Raw genomic sequence first — 1,732 nt, forward strand, 5'->3', positions numbered from 1 at the left:
CACTGGACAGCCTGCCGCTGTCGCCCAATGGCAAGCTCGACCGCAAGGCCTTGCCCGCCGTGGATGCCGCGCAATCGCAGCGTGCCTATGTGGCGCCGCAGAGTGAACTGGAACAACAGGTCGCGGCGATCTGGGCGCAGGTGCTGCACTTGGAGCAGGTTGGTCTGGGCGACAACTTCTTCGAACTGGGCGGGCATTCGCTGTTGGCTACCCAGGTGTTCTCGCGTCTGCGCGAGCTAGGCATCGACGCACCGCTCAAGACGCTGTTCGAGCAGGCCAGCCTGCAGGGCTTCGTCGCCAGCCTGCCAGCACCGTCGTTGGCGGCGCGGGCTCCGGCCATCCGGCCGACGCCGCGCGATGCGGCGCTGCCGGTGTCCTATGCCCAGCAACGCCAATGGTTCCTCTGGCAGCTGGAGCCACACAGCAGCGCCTACCACATCCCCATGGTCCTGCGCCTGAAAGGCAGCCTCGATCGTGCGGCGCTGCAACACAGCTTCGATGCGCTGGTCGAGCGTCATGAGGCCCTGCGTACTCGCTTCGTCGAAAGCGACGAGGGCATCGTCCAGGTGATCGAGCGCTCGGCTGCGCTGGTCATCGCCCATGAACGACTGGCGGACGAGGCGACCCTTCAGGCGCGTGTCGCTGAGGAGATCCGCCAGCCGTTCGACCTGGCCCGCGACCCGCTGCTGCGGGTCCGTCTGCTGGAGCTGGCGGCCGACGACCAGGTGCTGGTGCTGACTCAGCACCATATCGTCTCGGATGCGGCGTCCATGCAGCTGATGGTCGGCGAACTGATCGATGGCTATGCCCGCCACCGCGAGGGCGATGCCGCCCCACTGCCTGCCCTGGCGCTGCAATATGCCGACTACGCCCGTTGGCAGCGTGAATGGATGGAGGCTGGCGAGCGTGAGCGGCAACTGGCCTACTGGGTCGGGCAACTGGGCAGCGAGCAGGATGTGCTGGCCTTGCCGCTGGACCGCCCGCGTCCTGCCGAGCAGAGCTATCGCGGCGCCCAGCTCGACCTGGCCGTGCCGTCGGCGTTGAAGGACGGCCTCGAGGCGTTGGCCCGCCGCCAGGGCGCGACCCTGTTCATGGTGCTGCTGGCGTCGTTCCAGGCCTTGCTGCATCGCTACAGTGGCCAGCGCGACATCCGCGTCGGCGTGCCGGTGGCCAACCGCAACCGGGTCGAGACCGAAGGGCTGATCGGCTTCTTCGTCAACACCCAGGTACTGCGTGCCGATATCGATCCACGCCAGCCGTTCGGCGTGCTGCTGCAACAGGTGCGTCAGGCTGCGCTGGGCGCCCAGGCGCACCAGGACCTGCCGTTCGAGCAACTGGTGGATGCGCTGGCACCGACCCGCAGCCTCAGCCACAGCCCGTTGTTCCAGGTGATGTTCAACCACCAGGCCGCCGCGCTCGCGCCGGTACGCGCCGTGCCAGGCTTGGCGGTCCAGGCCATGGCCTGGGACAACGACACCACGCAGTTCGACCTGAGCCTGGACACCTGCGAGACCGATGAAGGGCTGAGCGCTTCGCTGATCTACGCCACTGACCTGTTCGACCAGGCCACCATCGTACGCCTGGGTGAGCATTGGCTGAACCTGCTGCAAGGCATCGTCGAGCAACCGCAACAACCGGTGGCCGAACTGCCATTGCTGGCGGCCGCCGAGCGCGAGCGCACCCTGGTCACGTGGAACGCCACCGCTGAACATTACCCGCTGGAGCAGAGCAT

General features: G+C 67.3%; 1 protein-coding gene. It reads left to right on the forward strand.

Going from position 1 to position 1,732, the window contains the following annotated elements; genetic code table 11:
* On the forward strand, positions 1-1,732 hold a 1,732-nt coding region (locus tag INQ47_RS25585; RefSeq protein WP_404702894.1), incomplete at both ends, for a condensation domain-containing protein.

The sequence above is a fragment of the Pseudomonas sp. 3HC3 genome (assembly GCF_044904505.1).
Lineage (GTDB): Bacteria > Pseudomonadota > Gammaproteobacteria > Pseudomonadales > Pseudomonadaceae > Aquipseudomonas > Aquipseudomonas putida_Y.